The following is a 21,021-nucleotide window of genomic DNA, read 5'->3' on the forward strand; positions in this document are numbered from 1 at the left end:
ACCCGCCCGTCGGTGTGCGGCTATACGCTCGCGCGGCGCGCCAGGCGGTGAGTCGCGCTTCAGCTCTTCGGGATGCGCCACGTCACGCCGGCGCGGAAGAAGAGCACGTTCGGGATGCTCTGCCCGCCTCCGGGGATAGCATCGTCCTCGTCGTTCATCGGCTCGTAGCGACGGAACAGGCTGTGTCCCGCCTGGGCGGTCACCCACACCGACGAGAAGGCGCGCACGCCGAGGGTCACGCCCGCGGTCACGACCGAGTAGGCGACGTGATCGAGGCACAGCTCGGGCCGCGCCGCCCGCTCGTCCTGCTCGGTCGCCGGGTCGTCGGCCGGCTGGGCCGCGCACGGCCACGCCCCGGTGACGCGCGGGTCGCGCACGGCGTAGGCGTTCCCCGCCACGTCCGCGCGCAGGCCGACCTCGACGCGATCCGAGAACAGGAGCTTCGCCGACGCGAAGCCCGGCAGGAAGGCCTCGACGCGGAGCTGGGGGCTCGGCGTCCACTCGACGTACGCGGCGGGCAGCGGGAGGAACGAGCCGAAGCTGTACGACGCGAGCGCGCCGCCGCCGAGGACGAGCTTCTCCGAGAGCGTGTGGGTCACGAGCCCGAGCGCGCTGACGCGGACGAGCCCGCCGTCGAAGGCCTCGAAGTCGCCCGCGAGCCCCGGCGCGACGCGCAGCGAGAGCGACCAGTCGTGGGGGAGCAGCTGGACGAACAGCACCGGGACGTCGACGGCGTGGAAGGCCCGGAGCTCGTCGAAGCCGGGCGGGGCGCCGGCGTACGAGATCGCCTCGACGTGGTACGTCGCCCCCGGGATCAGGAACGTCCTCTCCCCGAGGGGGATCGGCACGTTGGCGTTGACCTCGTACGACGAGATCTGCGCCCGCACGGGGCGCGGGTCCTCGATCGCCGCGCCCGGCATGTACTGCGCGCTCAGGTCCACGAGATCGGGGAGCTGGGCCCACGCCGCGCCCGGCGCGAGGACCGCGACGACCGCGAGCAGCGGCGCCAGGGCGAGGAGCCGCGGGGGGCGCGCGCCCCGGCGGGAGGGGCCCCCGCCGGGGCGCTCGTCCGTGGCGCGCGCGGCGGCGCGATCGGCGGGCCTCATCGCGCCACCCGCTCGTCGAGCCAGTCGAACAGCCGCGCCTGGGCGAGGAGCTGGTTGCCGCCCTGGCAGTGGACCTGCGACGCCGTGCCCGCGTCGAACACCATCATGTGCTTCGGGCACGTGAGCGCGCCGTAGAGGCGCTCCGACTCGCCTGGAGACGCGTCCTCGGCGCTGCCCTCCATGATCAGCGTCTCGCAGCGGATGCTCGCGACGCCGCCTTCGTTGTCGTACTTGCGGAGCTCGTCGATCACCTCGTGGGGCGTCGAGACGCCGTGCTTCCATGTCACGTCGTCGAAGTACCAGCGCGCGTCGGGCATCACAACCGCGGCGGCGTCGATGGCGCGGTCGAACGCCGCGGGGCCGCGCTCGTGCAGCTCGAGCAGGCCGGGGATCGACGCGAAGTGGCGCAGCATCGCGTCGCGCCAGCTGACGACGCCCGGGTTGGCGACGAGGGCGCGCAGGCGGTGCTCGCGCGAGGCCGCCCGCGGCGCGAGGTAGCCGCCGAACGAGAGGCCCATCAGGACGAACTTGCCGGCGTCGAGCCGCTCGTCGCGCTCGGCGAAGTCGAGCACGCGCCCCACGGGGACCTCCCAGTCGGGCCGGAAGGGGTGCCCGTGGAGGCGCAGCGAGGCGCCCTGCCCCGGGCCGTGGAACGAGAGGACGTGGTAGCCCCGCTCGAGCGCGCCGTCGATGACCCACATGGTGTCCTCGGGCCACGCGTGGAGGCCCTGCTGCAGCACGATCGCGGGCGCGCGCGCCACCCCGGGCGCGTAGTGGACTCGGCCGTGGAGCACGCCGTTTTCGTAGGGAATATCGACCTGCCGGGAGTCGTAGCCCCGCAGGCGGAGCGCCCGGTCATGCAGGTCGAGCCCCGCGATCGTCGCCTCGACAAGGCGCGGGTCGGAGCGATCCGCGTAGCGCATCAGCCCGGCCCGGTGGTAGGCGCCCGCGCGCAGGAAGTGCGACGCGGCGCTCCGCGCGTGGCCGCGGGCCTCCGCCTCCTCGCCGTAGCCCTGCACCCGCTTCGCGGTGGCCAGCCACTGCTCGAACCACGAGCGCTCGTCGCCCGGGCGGATGCGGGTCGCGGTGTCGAGCACCTCGCCGACGTCGGTCAGCCCCATCGACGCGAGGCCGAGCCAGAACACGATCTGCGCGTCCATCACCGGCTGGCCGATGAACTTGAACCGGTGCCAGACGGGCGCCGCCTGGCCCTGCCCGAGCGTGTCGTCGCCGTGGAACCGCGCGGACGCGACCTCCTGATCGACCCCGCGGCGGCCCGACGCGAACCCGACCGCCGCCGCGCCCCCCGCGACCGCCGTGTGGGTGAGAAAGCTCCGCCGATCGAGCATCGGTGCACCTCCAGCGCCTGACGAAACAAGTGATTGAAACATGTGTTTCAAGCATTGACGCCCGCCAGGCGCATCGTCAAGGTGTGTTTCAAACAATCGTATGAACGACCGTGACCCCCTCGCCCCTGCGGACGATCTCGATCCACGGCAGCGGCTCGTGGTCGCGGCGATCGATCAGATCGAGAAGCACGGCATCGGGCAGCTGACGGTGCGGAAGCTCGCGGCGGCGGCCGGCGTCAACATCGCCGCGGTGAACTACTATTTCCGGTCGAAGGAGGCGCTCGTCGCGGCGGCGCTCGAGGGGTCGATCGGGAACATGCTGTCGGACAGCGAGGATTTCCTCGCCCGGATGCCGGGCGATCCCCTGGAGGCGCTGAGCGGGCTGCTCGGCTACTACCTCGAGGGCGGGATGCGGTACCCGAACGTGGGCAGGGCGCTCCTGCACGACGCGTTTCACGCGGACGACTACAGCGGTCCTTTCCCGAAGCTCTTCGCGCCGGTGATGGAGCGCCTGCGCGATCTCGTCCGGGCGGCGGTGCCCGGGCTCGAGGAGCGGGCGGCGGCGCGCCGGGTGGTGGCGGCGCTCTCGGCGGTCTTCTTCCCGACGTTCTTCGCGGGGCTTTACGAGGGGCTGAACGCGCTCGGCTCGCCGGCCGACCGCCTCGCCTACGCGCGAGAGCTGGCGCGGCAGACGCTGGCGCCCGTCGCGGTCCCGGAGCCGGCTCCGCCCGCGCCCCGCGGCAGGCCGCAGAAGCGCGGGTGACCCGCGGGGGATCGCGGGGACCCGCTGGAGGGGCGAGCCGCCGGCGACGGGGGTGTCCCGGCGGCGCGGGCGGGCGCGCGGGAGATCAGCAATCGAAGAAGCGGCGAAGCCCGGGGCGGATGACCTCCTCGATGGTCTCATCGAGCAACACGCGGGCTTTCAGGCCGCTGCACAGCCCGAGCTGCTCCCCGTCCGGCGGAGCGTCGTGGGCCGGCAAGTGCGCGTGCTCGTGCTCCACGAGGTGCCGGAACGCCACGGGCAGATAGCGCTCGACCGCTCGCCGCTCCGCCGAGGAGAGATCCGGCGCGATCTGCTCGAGGAGGCGCCAGCCGAAGCGGGCGTGTCCGACCTCGTCGGCGTAGATGCGCGTCAGCAGATCGAGCAGCGGCCCGGGCGGCATCTCCAGCCGCTCCGCGCCGATGAGGGCCACGGCCACCGTCTCGCTCATGCAGCAGATGTGGATCACGTTGCGGAGCGCGGCCGCGCGGGGGGGCGCGTCGCGGTGCAGGGGGAACTCCGGGCGTTCCGGGACGCTCGCGGTCGCCGTCCCGCCGAGGGCCTCCACGACGGCGCCGCAGAGGATCCCGTGACGGCGCTCCTCGTCGGCGAAGCCCCGACACGCCTCGGCGAGCTCCGGCGGGAAGCCCGCCTCGGCGAGCTGGCTTGCGAGCGCCTCGAACACGGCCGACGACCCGTGCTCGTTCACCATCCGCGCGTGCCAGGTGCCGATCGCCGACGGGAACAGCGCCGCGGGATACCCGCTCACGTCGAAGGCACGCGCGCGCGCCTCGCCGCGGAGATCGAGCGTCGCGGCGTTCATGCGACCTCCGACGGGGCATAGGCGTCGAGCGCCGGCGGGACCGGGGGGCCCCAGGGCGTGCAGAACGTCCGCGTATAGAGCTCCGCCTCGGGAGCGACGACGTCGCCGAAACAGCAGGCGTGCCGGACGGGCTCGGCCTCTCTGTAGGAGATCGCGTCGGCGTCCACGCCCACGATCAGCGCCGTGCAGCAGTTCACGAAGGAGGCGTCTCCAGCGAGGGCCGCCCACTGCTCCTCGGAGATCCCCGTCCCGGGGGCGGGCAGGCGCTGCGCGCCATAGTCGACGCAGCACTCGAGCTCCGCGCGAGGGCGAGCCTCCGTGTCGTCGAGGCTCACCTGCTCGGCGCACGCGAGCCCGGTCGGCATGGGCGGCGCGCCGCCCGCGCCACCCGCGCCGCCCGCGCCGCCCTCATCGGGCGTCGGAATGACCCCACTCCCCGTCGAAGGTTCCCCACCGCCGCCGGTCGTCGCGCCGACTCCGGCCGTCGCCCCGACTCCGGTCGTCGCGCCGCCGCCCGCCGGCGGCGGGGCATCCGGCTCCTCCGCCGGGATCTCCTCATCGGGATCCAGCGGTGACGACTGCCCGCCAGAGACGTAACGTCCGCTGCAGCCCGCCAGGGCGCCACAGGCCAGCGCCCCCAGCGCGACCCTCGCGGCTGCACGCAATGCTGCCCGTCTCGTCTCCTCACGCATAAGTTCTCCTCCAGTAAAATAGGCTGTTTGCCGCAGGGCGCGGCGCGGGCCGAGCACTCGGCCCATGTGCACCAGCGTAGGCGCGCAGCACAGCGAAGAGAATCTGCATTTTCCGCACACCATTGAACCGAAAATCAGAACAATGGCGCCCGGTCACTCGACCGGTCCGCAGGCGATCGCCTTCATCCTCGCCCGCGTCTGCTCGGCGGTCATCGAGCGCGGGCTGGCGTTCCCCCAGCGCTCGATCACGCTCGCGTAGGCCTCGCACGCGCCGGAGATCTCGCCCATCTGCTCGAGTGCCTGACCGAGAAACCAGAACGAGCGGACGTACCTTACGGGCCAGCCCAGCATATCGCACGTCGTGACCGCCTTGCGAAGCGTGGGGATCGCATGGAGAGGCATGCCCGCGAGATAAAAGACCGCGCCGACATCCGCCTGGACCTCTTGCCCGACTTGATTGCTCATCAGCGCGGTCAGCGGCAGCACGGGGACGGCCTCCGCCGCCTCCTCGGGGTGCTCGATCCACCGCGCGTAGGCCTGCACCACGGCGGAGCGCGCAGGGTCGGCCGCACCCTGCACGCGGGGCCGCGACAGGAGCTCGGCCACCTTCTCCTGGAACTCGGCCCTGGCGATGAGGCCGGCATGCAGCATGACCCGCAAGAGGTCCGGCGAGCCGCCGGCGCAGGCGCTATAATTGTCAAGACACGTCTTGGCGATGTCCGCTGCCTCGCGCCTGCGATCGGTCTCGAGGCAGACATCGATGAGCGCGCGGACGACATCGGCGTGCCCCCTGGACTCCGCGCTGATGTACATGCGCGCCTGCCGTAGCTGTTCCTCGGCCTGCGAGAAATTGCCCAGGATCGCGTTCAGGTTCGACTCGTCGAGCAGCGCGGTAAAGCGCTGCTCCTTGTGCGGCAGCGAGACCCGGCTCTGCCGCATCGCCTCGCGGACCGCGTCGAGAGAGCGCCCTTGCGCATAGCTCGACCACGCAAGCCTGCGAAAGATCAGCCGGCCCCTTCCGCTCGTCGTGGGCCGCGTGAGCCACAGGTCCTGCTCGACGTCCGCGCAGCGTCCGAGCGCGCTGTGCTGCTCGCTCCGGATCTCGTAACAGCTGGCCGCCGTGGGCGAGATCGCGAGGCACCGGTCGAGGGCGGCAGCGGAGTCGTTGAAGCTCCCGAGCTGCCACAACGACTGCGCCAGCGTGGCCCATCCCTGCGCGTACTCGGGGTCGATCCCGATGACCCGCCTCGCCGCAGCGACGCTGGTATGGACGTCCGATCGCAGCGCGCACCGCGCGAGGAGGGCCAACAGCTCCGCGTCGCGATCATACGGGTGCTGCGCCGTGAGCGCGGTCAGCCGCTCCGCGCAGCGCGCCGTATCCGCGGGGTCGCGGCCGAGCGCGGGATCCATGGCCGCAAGGAGCGCTCGATCGCGGGGGTCGAGCGCGGCGCTCAGCTCCTCTGCGCGCTGATAGTGATCCCGAGCTTCGGCGGGCTCCGGCGCGTAGATCGCGAGGCGAAGGTGCGCCTCGGCAAAGGAGTCATCGACGGAGATCGCCTGCCGCAGGCCGTCCACCGCCTTGCCCTCGTTGGCATCGCGAGCGGCCTTCAGCGCGGCGCTGTACAGGGCGAGCGCCATAGGGATGGAGCGCGGCCCGGGACGGGTGGTGGCCCCGACCGGACGAGGCCCTCCGCGCAGCGCGAGCGCCCCAGCGATGACGGCCGCGAGCGCCATGGCGAGGCCGATCTTCCAGGCCGCCGCCCGCAAGCCGAGGCGTCTTTCGGTCGAGCGGAGTTCATCGCGGCGCGCCGCGGCGCCGAGGCGCTCGGTCGCGGCCAGGGGGTCCACCACGTCCCCATCCGCCGCCTCGCTGCCCGGCGCCCTGGGCGGCTCGGAGATGACCAATGCGGGCGGTTCCGGCGCGCCGAAGCTCGGCGCCGCGCCCTGCGCGAACGGCGCGAGCGCGCGAGCGACCTCGCTCAGGTCGGAGAGCCGAGCCTGGCGGTCCGTCGACAGCAACCGGCCAACCACCCTGGCGAGCTCCCGGGGCACGTCGGGCGCGACCTTCTCCAGCGGGGGAATCGCGCCTGTCACGATGATCTTGAACACCTGGCCGACGTTGTCGGCCCGGGTCGGGAGCACGCCCGAGAGGCATTCGTAAAGAATGAGGCCGAGCGACCAGTTGTCGGTACGGTGATCGATCTGTCGGTCTCCGAACGTCTGCTCCGGCGACATGTAGCAGGGCGTGCCAAGCCTCGTCCCGCTCTCGGTGAGCCCCGTTGTCTGGGCGTCCTGTCCGCTCGTGGCCGTCAGCTTCGCGATGCCGAAGTCGAGGACCTTGACCCGCTCGCTCGATCCGTCGACAAGGAAGATGTTCTCCGGCTTCAGGTCGCGGTGGACGATGCCCAGCGCGTGCGCCGTCCCGACGGCGGAGATGACCGGCAGGAAAATGGAGGCTACCTCGCCGAGGGGCAGCCTCGGCTCGCGACGCAGCCTGCTTGCGAGCGACTCGCCGGACAGGAGCTCCATGACCATCACGGGCGCCCCGCTCTCGATCTCGACGTCGTGAACCTCGACGACGTTGGGGTGGCGGACGCTGCTCGCGAGCTTCGCCTCACGCAGCAGGCGCATGCCCACCGCGCCGCGCACGGCCCCGCCCTTCACGAACTTGAGCGCGAACGGCTTGCCAGTCAGCGTGTGGCTCGCGGCCCAGATCACGCCCATGCCCCCTTCACCGAGCAGCCGATCGAGCCGGTACCGGCCGGCGACGACGGCGCCTGGACGCCACGTATGCCGTGCGCGCTCGTCGCCTTCGCCGCGCTCGTCGCCCTCACCCGGCAGAGAGTCTTTTCCCGCAGCGGGTTGGGTCGCCTCGAGGCCCTGCGTCAGGTCCGCTCTCGATGCGATACGCACGGCAGCCTACACTACCCGACCGGCCCCCCCTGTCCAGATCGGAAACGAACGCGCCCGACGTGCTGTCCGCTCAACAGGAAGGCGGTAAGGCGAGGACACGTTCACAAGGATCTTCCCGCATCCCTGCAAATATCTCTGTGCAGCGAACAGCATCACAATGCGCCCGACGGCAAATCCTCCCCGCCCTTCTTGTTCAATTTGCCCGCTGAAAAGGGCTGCAAGTGAGGTAATTTCTCGGTCTCTCCACAGCTCATCGCGTATGCGTCCCGATCCATCCGCTCGCTCGACGTCTGCCGAGCCATAACGCCGTGGCTCCAAGGACATCGTCTCACCAGATAGCGCGGTCGACCAAAGAGACGCAGCGCTCTCTGAAGCTCAGTATCCCGGCTCGCGGCCCCCGGCTCGGTACGCCCCCGGCGGGATCCCGACCTCCCGGCGAAACGCGACGTTGAAGGCCGCCTCGTCCTGGTACCCCACGGACGACGCCACCTCGGCGAGCGCGAGCCCGCGGCGCTCTCGCAGCGTCTCCTTCGCCAGCTCCATGCGCCAGCGCGTCAGGTGGCGGAGCGGGCCCTCTCCCACGTGCTCGCGGAAGGCGAGGGCGAAGCCCGAGCGGCTCATGCCGGCCTCTCGCGCGAGCAAGGCCACGGTCCACGCGCGGGCCGGGGCCTTGTAGAGCGCATCGAGGGCGCGGGCGACGCGCTCGTCCGCGAGCGCCGCGCGGAAGGAGCCAGGAGGCGCGGGGCGCTCGAGCTCCGCGCGGATGGCCTGCAGGAGGAGCAGCTCCGCGAAGCGAGCGGCCATGACCGGCGCGCCCGGCCGCCGGCCGCTCACCTCGTCGCGGATGCCGTCCAGGAGCCGGCCGAGACCGGGCACCGGCTCACCGGCCCCGCCGTCGAGGAGCACCACGGAGGGCAGCGCGCGGAGCAGCAGCGACCGCCCGGCGCCCGCGACGTGCATGGCAGCGCAGAGCACCACCGTCCTCGCGCCGTCGCCGCCCAGCCGTCGCCGCACCGTCTGCACGCCCGGCCGAGGAGGCGAGAGCCAGCGCTCCTCGTCGACGACGGCCGCCCCTGGCCGGTGCCTCAGGCAATGCGGGACGCCGTGGGGCAAGAGCAGCAGATCGCCCTGGCCGACGCGGATCTCTCGGTCGCCGAGCTCCAGCCACATCTCGCCTTCGAGGAGGTGGTGGAGCAGGACGACCTCTCGGGGGCCGATACGAGCCCCCCACGGCGCGCCGAGCTCGACGCGGCCGAAGAGGCTGGTCTCGATGCGCACGTGGCGGAGCAGCGCTGTCAGGACATCGGGCATTGGACGATCACAAAAGAGCGCTGGACGCTATCACATGGAGGGTCCCCCGGTCCGTCGCCATGGTTCAGCCACCGATTCACGAGGAGGCAACCATGGACGTTTTCATCACCGGCGCGAGCGGCTTCATCGGATCTGCGGTCGCCCGCGCCCTGGTCGCGCGCGGCCACCGGGTGCGCGGGCTCGCGCGCAGCGACGCGTCGGCAGCGAAGGTGCGGGCCGCGGGCGCGGAGCCGATCTGGGGGAATCTGTCGCAGGTCGACACGCTCGCGCGCGCGGCGGCGGCCAGCGACGGGGTTGTGCACACCGCGGCGACGACGGGAGAGGATCGCCCGGCCACCGACGAGGCGGCGGTCACGGCGATGCTCTCGGCCATGAGCGGCGGCGTCTTCATCACGACGACCGGGGCGCCGCGCGCGCGATCCTCGCGGGTGCCCGTGCCGGAGGAGGAGAGCGTCAACCCCGGCGGAGCGCTCGAGTGGCTCGTGGCGGCCGAGTCGCGCGTGCTCGGCGCGAAGGGCGTCCGCGGCCTGGTCGTGCGGCCGCCCTTCGTCTATGGCGACGGCGGAGGTCCGGTGGCGGGCCTGGTGCAGGGCGCGCGCGCCGCGGGGGTGGCGCGTACTATCGACGATGGCGAGAACCGCTGGTCCACCGTCCACGTGCGGGATCTGGCGGTCGCCTACGCGATGCTGCTGGAGTCGGACGCAAGGGGCGTGTTCCATGCCGCCGAGGCGGCGCCCGAGCCCATGGCGGCGCTCTTCGCGGCGATAGGCGACGCCGCCGGGGTCCCCGTGGGCTCGTGGAGCCTCGCGGAAGCCCTCGCAGCGCACGGCCCCATCGCCGGCTTTCTGGCCATGGACGCCGCCCTCGACGCGACCAGGCTGCGCGGCCTGGGCTGGTCCCCGGAGGTCGGAGCGGCGCTCGGAGGCATCTGCGGCGCCCTGCGCGACCCGGCGCAGGGGTATCGCGCGCCATGAGACGCGCCGCAGGCTTCAGGGCAAGGCGCCGTCGCGCGCGGCGCTCGCCGCCTCCCCTGCTCGCTTGCTGTCGAGGGCGAGCAGCACGAGATAAGAAAAGGCACAGACAACGAGGCTGCCGAAGACGAGCATCGGCAGCGAGTAGGCCAGCCGCTCCAGACCCGCCCCCTCGATCAGCTTGCCTGTGAGGGCCGGGAGGACCATGCCGCCGAGGCTGTCGCCGACCAGCACGAGCCCGGTCACGAACGCCGTCATGGGCACGATCTGCCCCGCGAGCGTGAAGCCGCTGGGCCAGAGCGGCGCCATGAAGAGCCCGAGCCCGAGCGCGACACCCCACAGGAGCGCGCTCGAGGGCGGCAGGAGCAGCATCATCGCGGACAGCACGAGACAGCCGCCCAGCCCCACAGGGATGACCTGGCGCGGCGTGAAGCGGATCGCCACCGGGATCGAGAGCAGCCTCCCGATCGTGAACGAGAGCCAGAACCCCGAGGTGAGGTACGCGGCCCCGGTCGCCGAGACGACGCCCAGCGTGAGGGCATAGGTGTAGATCCAGCTCCCGAACGAGATCTCCCCGCCGACATAGGCGAACAGGTACAGCACCGCGACGAGCACCGGAAGGAGGGGCAGCGCGCGATCCGCCCCCTTCGCCGCGGCGTCCTTCCCGGCCTTTTCCTTGGGCTCGGGACAGTGTCGCATCGAGAGCATGCCCAGGGCGACGAGCGCCGAGAAGGCGGCCACGGCCCAGTACGCCGCGTGGTAACCGCCCCAGGCGCCCGGGACGCGCGCGACAAGGAGCGGCGACACGAACGCGCCCAGCCCGAAGCAGAAGTGCAGCCCGTTCATGTAAGGGCTGACCTTCTCCCCGTGCGTCCAGAGGAGCAGCGCGTTCGCGCCCGTGTTGACAAGCCCCTCCGCGAGACCCCGGCAGAACGCCACGACCACGAGCAGCCATAACCACGGGACGGCCGGGATGACAGCGAGGCACGCCGCAGCGATCAGGTGCGCTCCCCCGAGCAGGTTGTGCCCGTGCACGCGATCGAACAGCTTGCCTCCCCAGAGCGTACCGAGCGTGTAACCAACCCCCCCGCCGAGGAACAGCGAGCCCATGTCCCCGACGCTGGAGCCCGTCTGCCGCGCCAGGTCCGGCAGGGTCGGCCCGGTGATCGCCGTGATGAGGCCCAGGCAGATGAAGAGCCCGTAGTAGCCGGCCGTCTGGCGCAGCGCCCTGTCGCTCCACCGGCTCGAGACCGGACGCTCCTCCACGGCTGCAGTGCTCATCGCTTCGCTCCTTTTACCCGATGCGGGGACTCATGTGCCGGCCCCGGCGCGGCAGGGGATCCGGGGAGATCGTCGGCGCGCGGGGCGCTGGCCGCGCGCTGCCGCTCGTGCTCGATGCGCCATGACTCGAAGGCCAGCGCCTGGAGCGCCGAGAGGACGAGCACGGAGACGTCGGTGTTGACGTAGAGCCAGATGAACCCAAGCCCCAGGCCGCGCACGAGCAGGGCCACCGCCGCCCCGACGGCGACGTTGCCGCCCCAGAAGAGGAGGCACACGCCCACGCAGCGGATCGCGCGCCGGAGCGCGGGCGGGAGGAGCCCGGCGCGCATCCCCCGGCGGCGCCCCGCCGCGTAGACCACGCAGGACGTGGCGGCGACGACGCCCAGGATGTAGAGCGTGTCCGACACCTCTACACCTCCCCGCGGAGCCGCGACAGCGCGCGCGCCGCGAGCTCCTGGAGCAGCCGGCCGATCGCCGAGAGGCGCTCCCCCGGGGTGTTCGAGGCCGGCGACCCCTCCGGGACGGGCGCGGCGAGGACCTCGAAGCCCGCGCGCTCGAAGAGCCGGCGCGCGCGAGCGATGCGGTGCGCGCCGGTGACGAGCAGGATCCTCCTTGCGCCCCTGGGCAGCAGGAGCTCCGCGCTGCGCCGGGCTTCCACCGCGGTCGTCAGCCCGCGCGGCTCCGTGAGCAGGGCCGACGCGGGGACGCCGAGGCCCTGCGCGAGGCGAGCGCGCGACTCGGCCTCGCTGGCCGGCCCGTTGCGGCTGCCGAGCATCAGCACGAGCGGGGCTCGCCCCTCACGGTACAGCGCGACGGCCTCGACGGCGCGCCGGAGCGAATCCTCCGGGAGCCGCCCGTCCGGATCGACGTCCGCGCCGAGGGCGACCACCGCGTCGGCCTGCCCTGCGTCGGGCGCCGACGCCATCCAGCGATCGAGCGGCGCGGCGGCCGGGGTGAACGCGGCGACGGCGAAGGCCACGAGCCCGATCACGCCGGCCGCGGTGCTCACGCGGTCCCACGCTCCTTCCATGCGCATGGCGTCGGATCCCTGGAAGAGCCCCTACGTGGCGCCCAGGAGCGCGGGCCTCGAGGAGCGCGCGGACGGCCGCCGCGCCTCCAGCTCCTCCGCGACGCCGTGGATGGCGGCCTCGACGCGCTCGAGCGTCTCCTCGCTCATCCGGCCGTGCAGGGGCAGGCATACCTGGCCCGCGCAGAGCCGGTCCGTGTTCGGGAGGGCGAGGCCCGCGGGGAAGCAGTCCAGCGCGTGCAGGGGCGGGTAGAAGTACCGGCGCGCCTCGACGCCGCGCCGCGCGAAGGCCGCGATGACGTCGTCGATCGGGGCGTCGATCAACCCGACGCCGAGGTTCTGTCCATTGGGGTTCACGCCCGGCGGGATGCGCTGGGTGCGGTACACCTGCGGGTGCCGGGACAGGGCCGCGCGCAGCCGATCGAGGTACGTCCGCCTGCGGGCCAGCGCCTCCGGGAGCCGGCGGAGCGACGAGAGCGCCAGGGCGGCGCGCAGCTCGTCCAGCTTGGCGTTCATCCCCGGGACCGACGCCGAGAGCGGCTGCGCGAGCCCGTGGTTGCGCAGCCGGCGCATCGCCGCGCTCACCTCGCGGTCCGGGGCGACGACCACGCCGCCCTCCGCGGCCACGAGGACCTTGGTGGCGTGCAGCGAGTAGGTCGTCGCGGTGAGGAGCGCTTCGGCGTCCCGGCTCGCCGCCTCGGTGCCCATGCCGTGCGCGTTGTCGTAGATCACGGCCGCGCCCGCGCCGCGGGCCTCGCGCGCGATGGCGGCGAGATCGGGCGGGACGCCGAACACGTTGACCGGGAGGACCAGCGTCGCGCCGTGCTCCACGAGCAGGCGGCGCAGGTGCCCCGGATCCAGCGTCCAGGTCTCCGGGTCGATGTCGCAGAAGACCGGCTCGAAGCCCGCGTGCACCGCGGCGTTGAGCGTCGCGATGAAGGTGAAGGCCGGGAGGATCGCCTTGCCCCGCCGCACCGCCGCGGCCTCGATGGCCAGGCTGATCGCGACGGCGCCGTTCGAGACGGCCACGGCCTCCTCGACGCCGAGGAACGCCGCGATCGCCCGCTCGAAGCCCTCGGCGAGCGGGCCGCCGTTGCTGAGCCGCCCCGAGCGCAGGACGTCGGCGATCTGCGCCGCGATCGCGTCCGGATCGTCCACCTGCGGCGAGACCATGGGGATGAAGGGTCGCTGGTCGCTCATGCTTGTCTCTCCGGACGAAGGCGCTGGTGGACGACGCGGCCGATGAACTCCGGGATGCCGAGCAGGTACCGCCGCCAGAGCCGCCGCGGCTCGACCGCCAGGCGGTAGAGCCACTGGACGTGGCTCCGGCGCACCCACTCGGGCGGGTAGGCGACGGCGCCCGCCACCTGATCCAGCAGCCCCCCCATACACCAGGTGGCGCGCACCTGGAGCGCCCCGAGGTGCTGGCTCACCCAGAGCTCCTGCTTGGGCGGGCCGAGGCCGACGATGAGCAACGCGGCGCCCGACCCGTTGATCTCCCGGACCACCGCCGCCTCCTCCTCGGGGGCGAAGTACCCGTGGTGAACGCCGGCGATCCGGAGCCCCGGACGCTCCGCGACCAGGCGGCGCGCGACCTCGTCGGCGATCCCGGGCGCGCCGCCGAGCAGGAAGACCGAGGCCCCGCGCTCGGCGCAGAGATCCACGATCCGGCCCAGCTCGATCGGGCCCACGTTGATCCGCTCCGGGCACGGCCCGCCCAGCAGGCGCGCCGCCCAGACCACCCCGATGCCGTCGGCGTACACGACGTCGGCCCGGGAAACCGAGGCGCGGTACGGCGACTCGCGCGCCGCCAGCGTGGCGCAGTACGCGTTGACATAGGTGTAGTAGTCGGTCCTTTCGCGCTCCGCCCGCAAGGCCTCGTCCAGGCGGCGCAGCAGCTGCTCGAAGGAGAGCCGCGTGACGGGGACGCCGAGGACGTCGACCCGGGGCGCGATCGAGGGCGGAGCGACGGTCATGCCTCGCCCCTGGCCGGCGCCACCTTGTCCTGCGCGCTGATGAACGCGCGCGGATCGCTGACCGGGGCGCGATCGAGGACGGGCCGCGCCTCGTCGGTGCCGAACATCGCGACGTAGTCGCCGTGGAACCCGTCGCAGATGTCGCGGAGCGCGCAGCGCTGGCACCCCGCGCCCTTCTGGTAGCCGTTGTGCTCGACGCGGTTCAGCGCGTCGTGGCGGTAGGCGGCGTCGCGATCCCCGCGGCGGCGGAAGAGCCGGTAGGACAGCCCTTCCAGCTTCCTCATCATGGGGCCGAGCCGCGGGTCCGTGTCGGCGCGGAGCATCCGGCCCCGGAGGTCGATCGCGTCCGCCAGGCGGAGGAGCGGCTGCCGGAGCCGGCCGAGGCGCGGCCGCGCGCCGAGCGGGACGGGCGGCGACACAGCGCCGGCCCGCATCCGCTGCGGGCCCTTGTTGGTCCAGGTCCAGCTCGCGAAATCCCACTCGTGCGGGTCGTACGAGAGCTGCTGGTAGTTGTACACCGACGGCCAGTGGCGCTCGGGGACGATGCAGTGGGGCAGGTACCTGACGTTCGCCTCCACGCCCGCTTGCGCGAGCACGTCCAGGGCCTCGTCGAGCGGGCCCCGCAGGTCGCCATAACGAGGCACGTTCTCCGCGGTGCGGGCGCCCTCCTTGCGCTGATCCGCGAACGGGTTGAAGGCGAGGAAGTTGACGGCGCGCGCCCCCAGCTCCACCGAGAGCCTCGCGATCGCCGGGAGCTGCGGCACGGCGAGCTTCGACATCACGCAGTTCACGCGGAACGGCACGTCGAGCGCGATGAGGTGGTTCAGCGCGCGCATCTGGCGCACGTGCGCCCCGCTCACGCCCACGGCCAGGTCGTGCGCCTTCCCGAGCCCCTGGACGCTGACGAGGAAGTCGGCGACGCCGGAGTCCTTGAACTGCTGCGCCTTGTCGCGCTTGTCGAGCACCAGCGCGTTCGTGATGAGCGTCGGCGCGAGGCCGATCCCGGCGCAGTACCGGATCAACGCATGGATGTCGCGCCAGATGGTCGGCTCGCCGCCCTGGATGTCGATCGCGTCGTTCCCGTAGAACTCGACGAGGGTCCGGCAGATCTCCTGCGCCTTCTCCAGCGACATGAACGGGTGCTCGGGGTGCTCCTTGTCCTCGATCCGATCGAGGAAGTAGCAGAAGTGGCAGCGCAGGTTGCACGTCTGCCCGAGCCACAGCACGCCGCGGCGCGTGAGCTCCCGGGTCTGGCCGTGGGGCCGCGGCGCGGCGGCCGGGCGCGTCGCCGGCACCGCCAGGGCGAGGGCCCGCTCGAGCAGGATCTCCGGCGGCTCGATGTCCGCCGAGACCAGCGACTCCTTTCGCCTGAGCTGCACCAACGAAACGTTGCCATCCGTGCTGGTCTTCACGTGGTCCTCTCCTGACTTGGATCCTTCACGCGCGGCGCGGCGCCCCGCCGCTCCACGTGACCGCTGATGGGAAGTTGAACCGCACCGCGATCGGGGCGATAGGGGAGCGGCATGCGCGCGCGGCGACCTCCGGTGAAGGATCTCCTCCATCCATGACGTCGTCGGCGCTCCGCGAGGACGCCCCGCCGCCGGCGAGGCGAAGCGTCTCGGGCAGCATGGCGCTGAAGACCGCGAGCGATCTCGTCTCGCGCGGCGTCCGCATGCTCCTCGCCGTCGTCGCCGCGCGGCTCCTGGGGCCCGCGGGCTTCGGCGACTACAGCTACGCCTTCGCCGTGGGCTTCCTGCTCGGCGAGCTCGCGGACCTCGGCCTGCACCTGTTCATCGCGCGGGAGGTGGCCCGCGATCCCGGCGCTCCCATCGGCCCGCTCGTGCGCCTCAAGCTCGCCGTGACGCTGGCCGCCGGCGCCGTCGGCCTCGTGGTCGGCCTCCTCGCGGGCGCAGCCTCGCCACGCCGGACGCTCGTGTGGCTGCTGACGGCCGCCTGGCTGATGGCCTCGTTCGTCGAGATGCTCAACCAGGTGTTCCGCGGGCACCAGCGGATGGAGCGCGAGGTGCTGGTGGCGGTCACCATGGCGGTCACGTCCTTCGGGCTGGGGACGGGCGCGCTGCTCTCGGGGCTCGGCGCGCTCGGCCTGGCGTGGGCCCTCGTCGCGGGCCACCTGGTCGCCCTCGCGCTGGCCCTGGCCCTCGCCGCCCAGCTCCTCGATCGCCGGCAGTGGTCCAGCGAGGGCGCGGCGCTGCCGCAGGGTTTCCTCCGTGAGGCCGGGCCGCTCGCGGTGGTGATGCTCGCCAGCCCCCTCTACTTCCAGCTCGATCTCCTGATGCTGGGCTGGATGAGCACCCCCCACGCGGTCGGCGACATGAGCGCGGTCCAGCGCCTGATCGGCGGCGCCATGATGCTGCCGGGCGTCGTGCGCGCGGCGGTCTTCCCCGCCTTCGTCGCCAGCCGCTCCGCGAGCGCCCGCAGGCGCCTCGCCACGCTCACCTTCGTCGGGCTCATGGCCGCGGGCGCGCTCATGAGCGCCGTGGTGTGGTGGATGGGCGGGCCGCTCGTCCGGCTCGTGTTCGGCCCCGACTACGCGAGCGCCGTGCTGCCGCTGCAGCTCCTGACCACGGCGCTCGTGTGGATGGTGCCGGAGCTCGCCATCGGCCCGATGCTCTTCGCCGCGGGCCAGCAGCGCCCGTACGCGGCCCTCTGGACGGTCACCGTGCTCCTCATCGCGGCCGGGGACCTGTGGGCGGTGCCCGCGCACGGCGCCGCCGGCGCGGCCGCGGTGAAGCTCGTGGTCACGCTCGGCCTGGTGGCCGGCGAGGTGATCGTCCTCTTTCGCGTCAGGGACCACCTCGGGGCCTCCTGAGCGGCCGAGGAGCGGTCCTTTCACGGCGTCGTCGATCACCCGGCGCACGGCGTCAGTAGCTCCCCACGCCGAAGAGCATGCGCAGCGGCGTGATCGCCATGATCTTCAGGTCGCCCCAGAAGCTGGCGTTGGTCAGGTAGTAGATGTCGAGGATGACGCTCTGGTCGAAGGTCACCTGGTTGCGCGCCACGACCTGCCACAGGCCGGTGATCCCGGGCCGGCCTTCGGTCCGGAGGCGGTGCCACGGCTTGAGCGCGTCGAACTCCGCCATCGGATAGGGCCTCGGCCCCACCAGGGCCATCTCGCCCGTGAGGACGTGGAGGAGCTGGGGGATCTCGTCGAGGCACAGCCAGCGCAGGACGCCGCCCAGCCGCGTGATGCGCGGATCCCTGGGGTGCTTGGGGATGACGACCCCGTCGTCGCGCACGAAGCCGGGGATCTCGCCGCGGATGACCGAGAGCCGCGCGGCGTCGCCCCTGTCCTCGCCGTCTCGTCGCCGCGTCCGCATCGTCCGGTACTTGAAGAACAGGAACGGCTTGCCGCGCAGCCCTGCGCGCGGGGCGACGTGGAACGGCCCGCCGGGGGACTCGAGGTGGATCAGCAGCGCGATCGTCAGCCACAGCGGCGCGCCCCCGAGCAGCACCGACAGGGCCACGAGCTTCTCGACGGCCCGGGTGGCCGCGGCGTCGAGGCCGCCCCGCTCGCCCGAGCCGAACCGGACCACCGGGAGCCCCTCCGCGGTCCGCTCCGACAGGCCGAGGCGCGCCGCGAGCCACTCGAGGTCCCGCGAGGCGATCGCGACCGCCTGCGCCCGCCCGCGCGCCCGCCGCAGCACCTCCCCCACCGCGTCGAGGCCCTCGACGACGACGGGGGCGCCCGGATCGAGCGGAGGAGGCGGCGCGGTTGCACCTTGAGGGAAGGACGTCGTTGCACAGGTCAAGAAAACCTCCTGGTGGTCTCCGTTCCGGCGTCGCGGCGGCTCCCCCGCCCTGCCGTCTCGCCTCAGCCCTCTCTCAGCTGCTCCCCGAACGCCCGGCGCGTCCGCCACCGCGCCCACGCCGGAAAGAGCTCTCCCACCACGCTGCGGAGGCGGAGCCGCAGCGGAGCGCCGCCCTGCGCCCGCGGCGCGCGCCAGAGCGCGGCCACGCTCTCGGCGACCCGCTCCACCGGGACGCCGCCGTCGTGCGGCCGGGACACCGAGCCCCGGCGCCGCCGCTCGTCCTCGTGCAGGCCCGTGTCCACCCACCCGGGGTGCACCTGGGAGACCCGGATCCCCCGGGGCGCGAGCTCGAGCTCGAGCGCGTCGCTCAGCCCGCGGACGGCGAACTTCGTGGCGCAGTAGACGCTCTTCATGGGCACGGCGCGGAACGAGACCTCGGAGCCGACGTTGATGATGTGGCCTCCGCCGTCCCCCATCGCCTGCGCCGCGTGCCGGCATCCGAGGATGACGCCGAGGAGGTTGGTGCGGACGATCGCCTCGACGTCCTCGAGCGCCATCTCGTCGAGGCGCCCGTAGCCCTCCCGGGCGGCGTTGTTGACGACGACGTCGATCCCGCCGAGGAACGCGCGCGCCGCGCCGAAGAAGGCGCGCTGGGAGGCGTCGTCGCCGACGTCCACCGTGCCCGTGCCGAGCCGGCGGCCGGCGCCCTCGGGCGCGGCGCTCTGCTGCAGCGCGAGGAGCGCGCGCTCGTCCCGCGCGCCGGCGAACACCCGGTGCCCCTCCGCGAGCGCGCGCGCGACGATGGCCCGCCCGATCCCGCGCGAGCCGCCGAGCACGACGATGGCGAGCGTCCGCTCAGGCACGCGCGACCCGCGCCAGCAGATCTCGCCCCAGGCTGCGCGCGAGGAGCCGCTCGCTGCTCACGAGGTGCTGCTGGTTGAGCCACGGCGCCGCGCAGGCGAAGCAGCCGTGATCGCGCAGGTGCTCCCACGCGGCCCGGACGCCGACCTCGAGCACGCTCCTGGCGGGGAAGTCCGCGAGCCGCTGGTTGCACGGGTACATGCGGCCGTCGCCGTCGATGAAGGCGTAGTACCGGCCCGCGCTGCACGGGAGGTACTCGAAATGCTCCCGCCGCTCCTCCCGGGTGACGCGATCCCCGCCGTGGTGTTGCCACCAGCGCGCCATGTTCTCCCAGACGCGCTCGCGGAAGACCATCGGCGCCCCCCGCCGCTTGTGCTCGAGCAGCGCGTCCGCCAGGGCCTGCCGCTCGCCCGCGTCGAGGGAGTTGTCGCCGTGGATGCGCAGCTGCCGATCGGACTGCGGGGCGTAGGTCATGACGACCTCGAGCCGCGCGCCGAAGCGGCCCGCCAGCTCGAGGAGCCAGGGCACCTGGTCCTTGTTCCGGCGGTTCAGCACCGCCTTCACGATGCGCGGAATGCCGCGCGCCTGGCACGCCTCGAGCGCGGCCATGGCCACGGCGAAGGTCCCCTGACCGCGGTTCAGATCGTTGATCGGCTCCGGACCGTCGACGCTCACCACGATCGAGCTCAGGTTGGCGAGCTCATCCACGCGCTCCTTGACGCGGAATCCGCTGGTGACCATTCCCACCGAGATCCCTCGGCTCACCGCGCGCTCGACGATGCGGCCGATGGATTTGTGCAGCATCGGCTCGCCGCCCGTGAGCGTCAGGACCGCCGTCCCCAGCGCCGCCGCCTCGTCCACGATCGCGAACAGCTGCTCGACCTTGAGCTGTCCGATGTCGTCGTGCCGGTGGTGGTAGTCGCCGTAGCAGTACTCGCAGCTCAGGTGGCATCGGTTGGTGACGCACACATCCACCCATATGGGACGCGCTTCGCGGGCGAGCTTTGCGCGGACGAGCGAACCCAGGTAACGAGGTGAGCGGTGCACGCGCTGCATGATAAGGAACTCGCCTCCAGATGTCATCCGGTCTTTGTAATACCTATTTCCTATGGTAATGGGTTTTCGACCAATCACGGCGCCACGGCCCAGAGCTCTACCGAACAGCGCGTCAAGGAGGTATTTTTCCGATGAGTGCGAGCAAGCGAATCCTGGTCACGGGTGGGGCTGGTTTCCTCGGATCGCACCTCTGCGCGCGGCTTCTGGCCGACGGGCACCACGTGATCTGCGTCGACAGCATGGTGACGGGGCGTGACGAGAACCTCGGGCCGCTGCTGAAGAACCCGCGGTTCGAGCTGCACCGCTGCGACGTGAGCGAGCCGCTCCGCTTCGAGGTCGACCAGATCTACAACATGGCCTGCGCGGCGTCGCCCGTGAAGTACCGGGCCGATCCGGTGCACACGCTCAACACGAACGTGTTCGGCGCGATCAACGTCCTCCGCCTGGCGCAGGAGCTGGGGGCCCGGGTCCTGCAGGCCTCCACCTCCGAGGTCTATGGCGACGCGCTCGTCCACCCTCAGCACGAGGACTACTGGGGGAACGTCAACCCCATCGGGCCTCGGGCCTGCTACGACGAGAGCAAGCGGGTCGCGGAGACGTACTTCTGGGAGTACCGCCAGACCCGCAACGTCGATACCGTCATCGTGCGCATTTTCAATACCTATGGCCCGAACATGGACCGGAACGACGGCCGGGTCATCGCCAACTTCGTGGTGAAGGCGCTGCGCGGCGAGGCGCTGGAGCTGTACGGCGGAGGCCACCGCACGCGCTCGTTCTGCTTCGTCAGCGACCTCATCGAGGGGCTGGTTCGCGTGATGAACGCCAAGGACCTGACCGGGCCGGTCAACCTCGGGAATCCGGCCGAGACGAGGATGCAGGACCTCGCCGAGCTCATCATCCGCAAGACCGGCGGGCGCGCGAAGCTGACGATGAGCGATGCCCTCATCGACGATCCCCAGCGGCGCAGGCCCGACATCTCCCGGGCCACCGAGCTGCTCGGCTGGCGTCCGATGGTGGATCTCGACTCGGGCCTCGATCGCACGATCGACTGGTTCCGCCCGCGCGTCTGACGTCCGGCGATGATCGCGGGGCGCACGAACCTGCGCCCCGCGATAGGCCCCCTAC

At 72.4% G+C, this 21,021-nt stretch carries 19 protein-coding genes; 4 read left to right on the forward strand and 15 right to left on the reverse strand.

All coding sequences use genetic code 11. From position 1 onward, the window contains the following. Window positions 1–59: 59 nt before the first annotated feature. Both WMF39_RS35725 and WMF39_RS35730 read right to left on the reverse strand, forming a co-directional pair. Window positions 60–1,106, reverse strand: a complete 1,047-nt coding sequence (locus tag WMF39_RS35725; RefSeq protein WP_437740945.1) for a DUF6268 family outer membrane beta-barrel protein — start codon at window positions 1,104–1,106, stop codon at window positions 60–62. Next, a complete protein-coding gene (locus WMF39_RS35730) occupies window positions 1,103–2,455 on the reverse strand; it encodes an alpha/beta hydrolase family protein (RefSeq protein ID WP_437740946.1) in 1,353 nt (450 codons plus the stop codon). Before WMF39_RS35730 ends, WMF39_RS35725 begins: the two co-directional genes overlap by 4 nt. Window positions 2,456–2,555: 100 nt before the next feature. On the opposite strand from WMF39_RS35730, the gene WMF39_RS35735 reads away from it, so the two are divergent. Further along, window positions 2,556–3,218 (forward strand): TetR/AcrR family transcriptional regulator, encoded by a 663-nt coding sequence (locus WMF39_RS35735; RefSeq protein ID WP_437740947.1) that lies wholly within the window; start codon window positions 2,556–2,558, stop codon window positions 3,216–3,218. Between the two features lie 85 nt (window positions 3,219–3,303). On the opposite strand, the gene WMF39_RS35740 is transcribed toward WMF39_RS35735, so the two are convergent. The 4 genes from WMF39_RS35740 to WMF39_RS35755 form a co-directional block, all read right to left on the reverse strand. Further along, complete coding sequence (locus WMF39_RS35740; RefSeq protein WP_437740948.1) at window positions 3,304–4,038, reverse strand: ferritin-like domain-containing protein; 735 nt, start codon at window positions 4,036–4,038, stop codon at window positions 3,304–3,306. Next, the gene (locus tag WMF39_RS35745; RefSeq protein ID WP_437740949.1) at window positions 4,035–4,730 is read right to left on the reverse strand and encodes a hypothetical protein; all 696 of its coding nucleotides are present in this window, start codon (window positions 4,728–4,730) and stop codon (window positions 4,035–4,037) included. The genes WMF39_RS35740 and WMF39_RS35745 overlap by 4 nt, the downstream gene beginning before the upstream one ends. 153 nt (window positions 4,731–4,883) lie before the next feature. Continuing rightward, on the reverse strand, window positions 4,884–7,643 hold the full coding sequence (locus tag WMF39_RS35750) for a protein kinase domain-containing protein (protein ID WP_437740950.1): 2,760 nt from the start codon (window positions 7,641–7,643) through the stop codon (window positions 4,884–4,886). Window positions 7,644–8,018: 375 nt separating this feature from the next. Beyond that, on the reverse strand, window positions 8,019–8,954 hold the full coding sequence (locus WMF39_RS35755; RefSeq protein WP_437740951.1) for an AraC family transcriptional regulator: 936 nt from the start codon (window positions 8,952–8,954) through the stop codon (window positions 8,019–8,021). Window positions 8,955–9,046: 92 nt separating this feature from the next. Between WMF39_RS35755 and WMF39_RS35760 the strand changes: the two genes are divergently transcribed. Continuing rightward, on the forward strand, window positions 9,047–9,928 hold the full coding sequence (locus WMF39_RS35760) for an NAD-dependent epimerase/dehydratase family protein (protein ID WP_437740952.1): 882 nt from the start codon (window positions 9,047–9,049) through the stop codon (window positions 9,926–9,928). 15 nt (window positions 9,929–9,943) lie between these two features. On the opposite strand, the gene WMF39_RS35765 is transcribed toward WMF39_RS35760, so the two are convergent. The 6 genes from WMF39_RS35765 to WMF39_RS35790 are packed head-to-tail and all read right to left on the reverse strand — an operon-like array spanning window position 9,944 to window position 15,621. Continuing rightward, entirely contained in the window at window positions 9,944–11,206 is a 1,263-nt protein-coding gene (locus WMF39_RS35765; RefSeq protein ID WP_437740953.1) for an MFS transporter, read from the reverse strand. Next, window positions 11,203–11,613, reverse strand: coding sequence for a hypothetical protein (locus WMF39_RS35770; RefSeq protein ID WP_437740954.1), 411 nt, complete (start codon window positions 11,611–11,613; stop codon window positions 11,203–11,205). The genes WMF39_RS35765 and WMF39_RS35770 overlap by 4 nt, the downstream gene beginning before the upstream one ends. 2 nt (window positions 11,614–11,615) lie before the next feature. Beyond that, complete coding sequence (locus tag WMF39_RS35775; RefSeq protein WP_437740955.1) at window positions 11,616–12,242, reverse strand: YdcF family protein; 627 nt, start codon at window positions 12,240–12,242, stop codon at window positions 11,616–11,618. Window positions 12,243–12,266: 24 nt separating this feature from the next. Further along, window positions 12,267–13,433 (reverse strand): DegT/DnrJ/EryC1/StrS family aminotransferase, encoded by a 1,167-nt coding sequence (locus tag WMF39_RS35780; RefSeq protein ID WP_437740956.1) that lies wholly within the window; start codon window positions 13,431–13,433, stop codon window positions 12,267–12,269. Further along, window positions 13,430–14,209, reverse strand: coding sequence for a WecB/TagA/CpsF family glycosyltransferase (locus WMF39_RS35785; RefSeq protein ID WP_437740957.1), 780 nt, complete (start codon window positions 14,207–14,209; stop codon window positions 13,430–13,432). The genes WMF39_RS35780 and WMF39_RS35785 overlap by 4 nt, the downstream gene beginning before the upstream one ends. Next, the gene (locus WMF39_RS35790) at window positions 14,206–15,621 is read right to left on the reverse strand and encodes a radical SAM protein (protein WP_437740958.1); all 1,416 of its coding nucleotides are present in this window, start codon (window positions 15,619–15,621) and stop codon (window positions 14,206–14,208) included. The genes WMF39_RS35785 and WMF39_RS35790 overlap by 4 nt, the downstream gene beginning before the upstream one ends. 152 nt (window positions 15,622–15,773) lie before the next feature. Between WMF39_RS35790 and WMF39_RS35795 the strand changes: the two genes are divergently transcribed. After that, complete coding sequence (locus WMF39_RS35795; RefSeq protein WP_437740959.1) at window positions 15,774–17,039, forward strand: oligosaccharide flippase family protein; 1,266 nt, start codon at window positions 15,774–15,776, stop codon at window positions 17,037–17,039. Between the two features lie 52 nt (window positions 17,040–17,091). Here WMF39_RS35795 and WMF39_RS35800 read toward each other — a convergent pair whose 3' ends face one another. From WMF39_RS35800 to WMF39_RS35810, 3 genes are all read right to left on the reverse strand, one after another. Beyond that, the gene (locus WMF39_RS35800) at window positions 17,092–17,979 is read right to left on the reverse strand and encodes a sugar transferase (RefSeq protein WP_437740960.1); all 888 of its coding nucleotides are present in this window, start codon (window positions 17,977–17,979) and stop codon (window positions 17,092–17,094) included. 62 nt (window positions 17,980–18,041) lie between these two features. Then, a complete protein-coding gene (locus WMF39_RS35805) occupies window positions 18,042–18,842 on the reverse strand; it encodes an SDR family NAD(P)-dependent oxidoreductase (RefSeq protein WP_437740961.1) in 801 nt (266 codons plus the stop codon). After that, window positions 18,835–19,923 carry a radical SAM protein gene (locus tag WMF39_RS35810; RefSeq protein ID WP_437740962.1) on the reverse strand — a complete coding sequence of 363 codons (1,089 nt, stop codon included), beginning with the start codon at window positions 19,921–19,923 and terminating at the stop codon, window positions 18,835–18,837. Before WMF39_RS35810 ends, WMF39_RS35805 begins: the two co-directional genes overlap by 8 nt. Before the next feature lie 104 nt (window positions 19,924–20,027). Here WMF39_RS35810 and WMF39_RS35815 point away from each other — a divergent pair, with 104 nt between their 5' ends. Beyond that, on the forward strand, window positions 20,028–20,966 hold the full coding sequence (locus tag WMF39_RS35815) for a UDP-glucuronic acid decarboxylase family protein (RefSeq protein ID WP_437740963.1): 939 nt from the start codon (window positions 20,028–20,030) through the stop codon (window positions 20,964–20,966). The last annotated feature ends 55 nt before the right edge of the window (window positions 20,967–21,021 follow it).

The organism is Sorangium sp. So ce1504, assembly GCF_051521635.1.
GTDB classification, from domain to species: Bacteria; Myxococcota_A; Polyangia; order Polyangiales; family Polyangiaceae; genus Sorangium; species Sorangium cellulosum_B.